At 65.9% G+C, this 8,913-nt stretch carries 10 protein-coding genes and 1 riboswitch; of the genes, 4 read left to right on the top strand and 6 right to left on the bottom strand.

Annotated elements, in window-relative coordinates:
- Window positions 1-103: 103 nt before the first annotated feature.
- From QT17_RS14735 to QT17_RS05595, 4 genes are read left to right on the top strand one after another with little or no spacing between them, the layout of a single operon-like run.
- Window positions 104-1,690, top strand: a complete 1,587-nt coding sequence (locus tag QT17_RS14735; RefSeq protein ID WP_038043762.1) for an IS200/IS605 family accessory protein TnpB-related protein — start codon at window positions 104-106, stop codon at window positions 1,688-1,690.
- 10 nt (window positions 1,691-1,700) lie between these two features.
- On the top strand, window positions 1,701-1,862 hold the full coding sequence (locus tag QT17_RS14000; RefSeq protein WP_200883380.1) for a hypothetical protein: 162 nt from the start codon (window positions 1,701-1,703) through the stop codon (window positions 1,860-1,862).
- Window positions 1,863-1,901: 39 nt separating this feature from the next.
- Window positions 1,902-2,087: a hypothetical protein gene (locus QT17_RS05590; protein WP_014511007.1), complete on the top strand. Its 186-nt coding sequence runs from the start codon at window positions 1,902-1,904 to the stop codon at window positions 2,085-2,087.
- 52 nt (window positions 2,088-2,139) lie between these two features.
- Window positions 2,140-2,487 carry a single-stranded DNA-binding protein gene (locus QT17_RS05595; protein WP_039457525.1) on the top strand — a complete coding sequence of 116 codons (348 nt, stop codon included), beginning with the start codon at window positions 2,140-2,142 and terminating at the stop codon, window positions 2,485-2,487.
- 118 nt (window positions 2,488-2,605) lie between these two features.
- Here the strand turns inward: QT17_RS05595 and QT17_RS05600 are convergent, their stop codons facing one another.
- The 6 genes from QT17_RS05600 to QT17_RS05625 form a co-directional block, all read right to left on the bottom strand.
- On the bottom strand, window positions 2,606-4,285 hold the full coding sequence (locus QT17_RS05600; RefSeq protein ID WP_014511005.1) for a ribonucleoside-diphosphate reductase subunit alpha: 1,680 nt from the start codon (window positions 4,283-4,285) through the stop codon (window positions 2,606-2,608).
- Between the two features lie 10 nt (window positions 4,286-4,295).
- Window positions 4,296-5,270, bottom strand: coding sequence for a ribonucleotide-diphosphate reductase subunit beta (locus tag QT17_RS05605; RefSeq protein WP_038043754.1), 975 nt, complete (start codon window positions 5,268-5,270; stop codon window positions 4,296-4,298).
- Window positions 5,251-5,652, bottom strand: a complete 402-nt coding sequence (locus QT17_RS05610) for an acyl-CoA thioesterase (protein WP_014511003.1) — start codon at window positions 5,650-5,652, stop codon at window positions 5,251-5,253. Before QT17_RS05610 ends, QT17_RS05605 begins: the two co-directional genes overlap by 20 nt.
- Window positions 5,653-5,802: 150 nt before the next feature.
- Window positions 5,803-5,892, bottom strand: a riboswitch (cobalamin riboswitch).
- Window positions 5,893-6,131: 239 nt separating this feature from the next.
- Entirely contained in the window at window positions 6,132-7,058 is a 927-nt protein-coding gene (locus tag QT17_RS05615; protein WP_039457527.1) for an ABC transporter ATP-binding protein, read from the bottom strand.
- A complete protein-coding gene (locus QT17_RS05620) occupies window positions 7,058-7,819 on the bottom strand; it encodes a hypothetical protein (RefSeq protein ID WP_039457530.1) in 762 nt (253 codons plus the stop codon). Before QT17_RS05620 ends, QT17_RS05615 begins: the two co-directional genes overlap by 1 nt.
- 8 nt (window positions 7,820-7,827) lie before the next feature.
- A complete protein-coding gene (locus tag QT17_RS05625) occupies window positions 7,828-8,580 on the bottom strand; it encodes an ABC transporter (RefSeq protein WP_039457533.1) in 753 nt (250 codons plus the stop codon).
- Window positions 8,581-8,913: the final 333 nt, after the last annotated feature.

Below are 8,913 nucleotides of genomic sequence, written 5' to 3' on the forward strand. Positions count from 1 at the left end.
CCCCAACGCTCGTACGCCCCCGCTTCCCGCCACCTCACCCCAGCGAGCCCCCGCGACATACGAAAAGCCCCGAAGCGCTATACTCCCCCACAGGAGGCCCCAGGTGAAGGCCAAGCCTAAGGCCACGCGCAAGCGTACCTCGCAGAAGAGGGCGAAAGCCTTCACCGGAGTCCACGCCCTCCTCCTCTTCCCTTCCGGAGAAGACCACAAGGCCACCCTGGACCTCATGCGCCGCTTCTCCGCTGGGGTGCGCTACGCCTACAACCGCTTGCTTGAGGGTCAGACCAGGGAAGCCCTCAAGCGGGAAAATGGCCCCCTCCGCATCTTCTTCGGCCTCAACACCCGCTACGCCGACGACGCGGTGATGAAGGCCCAGGCCCTCCTGGACTCCGCCCGGGAGAGAGGAGAAGACCCTAGGAAGGTCGTCTTCGGGGGAAGGAAGCTCTTTGAGACCCTGAGGCGCAGGCACCTCTCGGGTAAGCCCCTGAAGGAGCTCAAGCGGGAGTGGAAGGAGAAGCGCCAGGGCCTCCTCTACTCCCGTGGGGACAAGACCAAGGGGGGCAACCTCAACCTGAGGCTCCTCGTCAAGGACGGAGCCCTGTGGCTCCGGATCAACCTCGGAGACGGAGGCTACGCCCACGCCCTGATCCAAACGAAGCACCCCAACCTGAGCACCCTCCTCCAGAGGGTATACGCTTCCCTTCCCTACAACGTGGAGCTCTCCCTTAAGGACGGCAAGGTCTACGCCACCTTCACCTGGGAGGAGGAGCCCGCGCCCCTCGTGGCCACGAAGGAGAACGGCGTCCTTGCCCTGGACGTGAACTCGGACCCCTACCACCTCGCCTTAGCCCTCGTTTCCCCTGACGGGAACCTGAAGCGCCACCTCACCCTCTCCCTGGAGGAGGTGGACCGCGCTCCGAACAGGGGGACGAAGGAGCTTCTCCTGTGGAAGATCGCCCACCAGGTGGTCTCCCTAGCGGAGGAGCACGGCGTAGCCGTCGCCACGGAGCGCCTGAAGCACCTCCCCAAGGGAAGGAGAGGGGACGGCTCTGGAAGAGCTTTCCGCAGGAAGCAACACCGCTTCGCCTACGCCTCCCTCCTCCGGAAGGTCCATTCGTTGGCGAGGAAGAAAGGTGTCCAAGTCGTGGAGGTGAACCCCCAGGACACCTCCGCCATCGGGATGCTCAAGTACGCTCCCCAGCTTTCCCTGTCCAAGGACGTGGCCGCCGCGTACGTGATCGGAAGGAGAGCCTTGGGGTTCAAGGAGAAGCTTCCCAAAGGCTACGGGAAGCTTCTCCGGGACGAACGCTTCAGGGACCACGCCCAGGGCTTCTACGCCTCCAGAGTCCGGGAACTCCAAGCCAAGAAAGCGCAGGAACAAAACCCCTACCTCAGGCGCAGGCTTTCCCGGGAGATCGGGGAGGCGAAGCGCCACCTCTCCTTGCTTTCAAGCCTTCAGGGTTCACCGGGGAGCCAAGAGGGGTCCACCGAGGGAAGGAACCTTCTTGGCGGCAATCCCTGGAGGGTCCTGAGGGTAGGCCTCTTCCTTCCCCTCCTCGGGCGCGAGGTGCCCCGCGACCTCTCCCCGCTGAAGGTCATCCTTCACCGGGGAGCGTGGGAGGGGTGGAAGGGAGGCTTAGGTCCTCCTCCTGGTGGAGGGCCGGAGTGCGCTAATGTGCGCTCTGCTTGACCAGGGCAAAGTGAAAGGCGGCTGTTGGGACGCATCTGCCTTCGCCGAGGAGGCCAAGGGGATCCTTGAGGACTGGCTCAGGGGGCTCCTCACCGACCGGGAGGCCCTCGAGGCCATCTTCCAGGCCGCCCGGGAGAACAACTTCTCCCCGGATTTGGAAGAGGAGAGCTAGGGGGCCTAGAGGCCCCACGGGAGGAGGCGGGAGGTGGAGATGAACGAGCTCAAGCTCACCCCCGAGCAGGCGGTGGCCCTCCTCAACCTCCTCCAGGCGGAGGAGGACTGGGAGGGGGACCTCCCGAAGGCCCTCCGGGAGGTAAAGGAGGCCCTGAAGGCGTGGCTCAAGGAAGAGGGGCTTAGGAAGAGCCCCGCGGGGAGCTACTACCTGGTCAGGCGCTAAGGGCAGGGGGGGCTAAAGCCCCCCCGTAGGCCCGGCGAAAGGAGGAAAGCGAATGAAGGCGACTCTGAAGGCGTACCTGGCGAGGAAGCCCGAGCTGGTCTACACCAACCAGGGCGTGGCGATTTGGAAGACCTCCGTGGCCGTGCGGGGGCGGCGGAAGGAAGACGAGACGGTCTTCGTTGAGGTCCTGGCCTTGGGCGGCCTCGCCGAGGCCCTGGCGGAGATGGACCCGCCCAAGGGGACTTACGCCCACCTGGAGGGCAGGCTCCAAACGGAGACCTACGAGGGGAAGGACGGCAAGAAGACCCGGCTCACCCTGGTCCTGGACGACTTCGCCCTTCTGGTGCGGCCCAAGAAGGCAGAAGGGGCGGAGGGAACGCCGAGCGAGGACCTGTTCTAGAGGGCAGGGGGGCGGCGGAGAGCGAGGTGTGGGGGTTTGAGGAGCTACCGTTCTGAGGCCCCTTTAGTGCCCGGGGGAGGGTTCCCTTCCCCCGGGCCTTGCTTGGGGTAGCCTGCCCTCAGCTCTCGCAGGCTTGGCAGGAGAGGAGGAGGTCCCGGCTGTAGGCCTGGGCCACGCTCTGGCTGAACTGGTAATAGAGGGCCTTGAGGCCCGAGCGCCAAGCGTGGAGGACCAGGGCGTTCACGTCCTTGGGCGGGGCCTCCGGGTGGATCACAAGGTTCAGGGACTGCCCCTGGTCAATGTGCTTCTGCCTCGAGGCCGCCAGGTTCACCAGGGTCATCTGCGAGACTTCGGCGAAGGTCTTGAACACCGCCTTTTCCTCATCGGTGAGGAAGTCCAGGTGCTGCACGGAACCGTTGTGCTCCAGGATGCTCCGCCAGACTTTTTCCTCGTCCTTGCCCTTTTCCCTCAGCACCTCCTCCAGGAAGGGGTTCTTGAAGGGGACGCGAGCTTTCTGTAGGTCCTTCAGGTAGTAGTTGCTGGTGTAGGGCTCTATGGAGGGAGAGACCTGGCCCAGGATGAAGGCGCTGGACTTGGTGGGAGCGATGGCGAGGAGGGTGGCGTTGCGCCTTTCCTTAAGCTCCCCCACCCCGGCGAGCTCGTCCTCGGGGTGCCGCTTCCTCAGCCACCTCGAGGCCTCCTCGGCCCGCTCCCGTATGGTCTTGAAGATCTCGGCGTTCCTACGGAAGGCCTCGGGGCTTTCCAGGGGGATTCTTTGGGACTGGAGGTAGCTGTGCCAGCCCAGGACCCCGAGGCCGATGGCCCGGTAGCGCTTGGCGAAGCGCACCGCCCGCTCCATGTAGGGGATGCCCTCCGCCTTCTCAATGAAGTCGTCCAGCACGGAGTCCAGGAAAATGACCAGGGTCTCCACCGCGTCCGTGTCCTTCCACTCCTCGTAGTGGAGGAGGTTCAGGGAGGAGAGGCAACAGACGAAGCTCTCTTCCTCCGAGGAGGGGAGCATGATCTCCGTGCAGAGGTTGCTGGCCCAGATGGTCTTGCCGAGGGTTTTGAAGACCTCGGGGGCCTTTTGGTTGGCGTTGTCCCGGAAGAAGAGGTAGGGGATGCCCACCTCGGCCCGGCTCTTCAGGACCTTGGCCCAGCGGGCCCGCTTCTCCCCGTCCCCGGCGATCATCTCCTCAAGCCAGCGGTCCCCCACGCTCACCCCCCAGAAGAGGGACTGAACCGGGGAGTGCTCCCGCTGGATGGAAAGCCACTCCTCGAGGTCAGGGTGCTCTATGTCCAGGTAGGCGGCGCACTGGCCCCTGCGGGTGGAGCCCTGGTTGAAGACCTCGATCACCCGGTCAAAGAGGGAGGCGAAGGCAAACGAGCCGTTGCTCTCCCCGTTGTCCCGGATGGGGGCCCCCCGTGGGCGGAGCCTTCCCAGGTAGAGGGAGGTCCCTCCCCCCTGCTTGCTCATCATCCCCACCTCAGCCACCGCCCTCAGGATGGAAGCGGTGTCGTCCTCCACGTAGGTGCCGTAGCAGGAGATGGGAAGGCCCCGCCTGAGGCCGTAGTTGGCCCAGATGGGGGTGGCGAGGGAGTACCAGCCCCGGGCCACGTACTCCTGGAACTTGCGGCCAAACCCCTCCACCTTGGTGAGGGCCTCGGCCCGCTGGGCGATCTCCCTCACCCGCTCCTCCACGCTCACCCCGGGCAGCAGGTAGCCCCGGCGCATGTAGAGGCGGGTGTGCTCGTTGGCCCAGTACCAGGGCTCGTAGGTCCGCTTGGTCTTGGTCATGCCTCCTCCTTCAGAAAAGCTCCTCCGGATCAAAGCTTTGTACCCTGCGCGCGTAGGCCACGCTCCGCTTGTTGAAGAAGTCCACCTCCTTGTCGGCGAGGAGCTCCAGGGTGAACCACTCCGTGTCCCGAAGCCTCGCCCGGTCCACAGGGAAGGCTTCGGGGAGTCCATGGAGGGCGAGGACTTCGTTGAAGCGTCCCTTGAGGAACTCCAGGGTTTCTCCGTGCCCCACCAAAGAGGGTTCCCCCATGGCGAAGAGCCAGTCCAGGAGGTTTTCCTCGGCCCGGAAGAGCTTCTGGGCGAGGCGTAGAGACTCTTCCTGAAATTCCTCCCCCAGGGCCTCGGGGTGCTCCGTCCTGAGGAGACGGAGGAGCTCCACCCCAAAGAGGCCGTGGACGTTCTCCTCCTTGCTGGTGGCCTCAATGGCGTTGGAGATCCCTTTGTAGCGGTTGCCGCGGCGGTTTAGGGCCATGAGGACGTAGAACTGGGAGAAGAGGGAGACGTGTTCCGTGAAGGCGGAGAAGAGGAAGAGGGCGAGGGCGTATTCCCGCAGGTCCTTCCCCTGGGCGCGCCGAAGGGCCTCTCCCAGGGCTTGGGCCCGATCCCGGAGGGCGCTCGCCCCCTCCAGGGCCTGTCCAAAGGCCTCCTCCAGGCCCAAAAGCTCCAGGAGGTGGGCGTAAGCGTTGGCGTGCCGTACCTCGCTCTCGGCGAAGGTGAGGCCCACCTCGGCGATCTCGGGCTTGGGAAAGCGGTCGTAGACCCGGGCCCAGAAGAGCTTGACGGCGAGCTCCACCTGAGCGATGGCGAGGAGGGCGCGCTCCACCAGGGAGCGCTCCTTCTCGTCGGCCAGGGCGTGGTCCTGAAGGTCGGACTGGAAGCTGAACTCCGTGTGCACCCAGTAGCTGTGCCGGATGGCGTCCCGGAAGCGGAGGAGCTCGGGGTACTCGTAGGGGCGGTAGGCGAGCCTAGGCGCCGTGAGGGGCACGGGCCTCACCTCCTTCCAGGGGAGGCACCGGGCTTGGCCTCCCCCTTTCGTCCACCGCCACCAGGACAAACCCGCCCCGGGCGGCCAGGTAGGCCTCCTCGCCTTCCTTCACCGGCTCCACCCACATCTCCACCTCCACCCGCATGGAGGTGCGCCCCACCTCCCGCACCCGGGCCACCAGCTCCACGATGGCCCCCAGGGGGACGGGGCGCTTGAAGTCCACCGCGTCCGCGTGTACCGTTACCACCTTCTTGCGCGCGTGGCGCGTGGCGGCCACAAAGGCCGCCTGGTCCATCCAGGCCAGAACCGTTCCGCCAAACAGGGTTCCGTAGTGGTTGGTCTCCCCGGGGAAGACGGGGTAGACCATCCGCGTCTCCCGCATAGCGCCTCCTTGGGCGGGAAAAGCTTCCTAGAGCCGAAGGGCCTCTTTCGGGCGCTGGGCCCGTGACGGGTTTTGGGGGTTAGGCTAAGGTCCCACGGGTCTCACCACCTTCACCCTTGCCTCGAGGGCTACGGGGCAGGGCCGCGAAGCGGGTACTCGGGCTTCCGGCCGGGGCGGAGGGCGCGACGCTTGGGCCGGTTACCGTTGCGGGACAGCGCCGGACTTTCACCGGACTTCCCCCACCGCCTTTGGGCGTCCAGGCCTGTCGGCCTGGCATCGCGGCCAGGACACCCTAAGTCTTGGGCGTCCTGCCCAAGACCCTACCACAGGTTGGGTAAGGGGTCAACGGGAAGGGGGGCGCCTCGAGAGGCCCTTCCGCCATCGCGTTTTTGGGCCAATCCCCTGGGCCGACCCGGGTGGGGGGCGGTCCCTCGCCGACCCCCTCGAGGACCGGCAACACCCCCCTATCCCCCGTGCGGCTAGACAGTGCGAGGTTGTGCGCCAGGGGAAGGGCGGGCCTCCCCGAAGAGGTGGAGGAAGAGGGCCTCCAGGCTCGGCGTTCCCCTGGAGACCTCGAGGACCTCCACGGGAAGAGTTCCCAAGGCCTCCCGCAGCGCCTCCCACGGCCCGAGGAAGAAGAGGACCTCGGGGCCCTCGGCGCTCCAGCCGGGGCCTAAGGCCTGGAGGAGGGCCTCCGCCTTGGGCTCGGCGAGGCGCACCCGGTACCCCTCCCCGGCCCAGTCCCGGAGGAGGGCCCGGGTGGGGCCCTGCCGCCGCACCTCCCCCCGGTGGAGGAAGGCCACCCGGTCGCTCACCCGCTCCACCACCTCCAGGTCGTGGGAGGTGAGGAGGATCCCCCACCCCTCTTTCTTGAGCTCCAAGAGGATGCCCTCAAACTCCCTCCGGCTCACGGGGTCCAGGCCCAGGGTGGGTTCGTCCAGGAGGAGGAAGCGGGGCTTGAGGGCGAGGGCCAGGGCCAGGGCTGCCTTCTGCTGCATGCCCCGGGAGAGGGAAGCGAGGGGGGCGTGGAGGCGGTCCTTTAGGCCGAAGCGCTCCAGCCAGGCCTCAAACCGGGGGCGGACTTCCTTTGGGGGAAGCCCCCGGATGCCCCCGAAGTAGAGGGCGTTCACCAGGAGGCTCAGGTTGACGTAGAGGTTGCGGCTTCCCTCCAGGAGGACGCCGAACTCGTGGCCCTGGGGCCTGCGCCGCGCCCCGCCCTCTTCCAGGACCACCTCTCCCGCGTCGGGGAGGAGGAGGCCGAGGACGACCTTGATGAGGGTGGTCTTGCCCGCCCCGTTGGGGCCCAAAAGGCCCAGGATCTCCCCGGCCCCAAGCTCCAGGCTCACCCCTTTGAGGGCCTCCAGCTTGCCGAAGCGCTTGTGGACGTTCTGCACCAAAAGCCGCATCAGTACCTCCCTAATAGGCCCCTCCGCCGCACCGCCGCGTAGACCCAGGCCATGGCGAAAAGCCCCGCCCCGAGGAAGAGGAGGGCCTGCACGAAGGCGAGGAGGAGAAGCCCGGGGGACGCCCCCTCCCCGGTGAGGGCGAGCTTCAGGAGCTGCGTCCCCGGGGCAAAGGGGAGGGGGGTCATCCAGGGAGCGAAGCGAACCAGGGAGAAGAAGTAAGGAAGGAAGAGGAACTGGACAATGGTGAAGAAGCCCTCCACCTGCTTGAAGTGAAGGGCGAGGGCTCCCATGCCCAGGGCGAAGCCTAGGGCGGCGAGGTAGAGAAGCAAAAGGCTCAAAGGCCACCAGGGGGCGGGGGCGAGCCGCACCCCGAGGAGAAGGGCGAGGGGAAGGAGGACAAGAGCGCTTGTGGTGATGCCCTGAAGTCCCCGTACGAGGGCGCGCAGGAGGAGCTGTCGGAGAAGCCCTCCCCGGGCCAGGCCCAGATGCTCCAGGGTGCCTAAGGCGGCCTCGGACTGGACGGAATAGGCGATGGACTGAAAGGTGCCCACCACCAGGTTGAAGGCGGCGAAGACCAGGAGGAGGGGGCCCAGGTCCAGACCTAGGCTCGCCAGCCCCTCGGGGGTCAGGTTCTCCAGGCCGAGGACCATGGAGTAGAAGAAGAGGACGGAGGCCAAAAGCCCCGCCAGGGTGTCAAACCAGTAGCGCCTGGTCAGGTTCCACTCCAGGAGAAACTCGCTCCAGAGTTGCCAGCAGAGCATCACACCTCCTAGAACCTCCCCAATATACCCCGCCTGCGCACCAGGCGGTACATGTAGGCCATGGCCCAAAGCCCCAGGGCGAAGAGGAGGAGCCCTTGAAAGAGGGCCAGGCCCAACAGGCCCCAAGGCGCCTCCGCCCCTGAGAGGCTAAGCCGCAGGAGGTGCACCCCGGGGGCGAAGGGCAGGTGGGCCATCCAGGGCTCAAACCGGACCAGATAAAAGAAGTAGGGCAGGAAGAGGAACTGGACGATGGTGAAAAACTCGTCCACCTGCTTGAAGTACAAGGCAGTGGCCCCCATGAGGAGGCCGAAGCCCAAGGCGGCCAGGAAAAGGGGCAAGAACCCCAAAGGCCAGCGGGCCAGGGGGCCTAGGGTCACGCCGAAGGCCAAGGCCAAGGGTAGGAGGACCAAAAGGCTCCAGAGAACCCCGAATAGGCCTTGCACCAGGGCCCGAAGGAGGAGCTGGTGCAGGAGGCCTCCCCGGGCCAGGGCCATGTGTTCCAGGGTCCCCAGTTGCGCCTCGCCCTGGACCGTGTAGGCGATGGACTGGAAGGTGAACAAGGTGAGGTTGAAGGCCGTGAAGACCAGAAGCAGGGGGCCTGGGTCCAAGAAGCGGGCCTCCTCGGGGGTAAGCCGGCTAAAGCCCAAAAGGATTGCGTAGAAGTAGAGGAGGCTCCCCCCCAGGTTTGCCAGCGTGTTGAACCAGTAACGCCGGGTTCGGGCCCAAGAGAGCAGGAACTCGCTCCAAAGCGGCCAGAGCATGCAGACCTCGCTAAAGATGTGGATGGCAGCAGGAAGTTTCTTGGCACCTGGTAGCCTGCTGCCATCCAGGACTTGGCTACATTAGCCCTATTATCTTTGAGGGCAGGGCGCGGGCATCCTTCCACCGCAACCCGGGTCACCCAAGGGCTGCACCCGGGAAGGCTTTACAATCCACCGCATCTTTCCTCACCTCCTTTCCCTAGCCCGTGCAGGGCCGAGGTGCCGGCTCCGCCTCGCCTGCACGTTTAAAAACACCTGGAGTTGGACGAAGAACGCCTGCTTGAGTAAATCCTAAGATCTGTCCACTGGTAATAGTACCCCGCCCAGGCTGAG

The sequence above is a fragment of the Thermus sp. 2.9 genome, assembly GCF_000794385.1.
Classification (GTDB): Bacteria; Deinococcota; Deinococci; order Deinococcales; family Thermaceae; genus Thermus; species Thermus thalpophilus.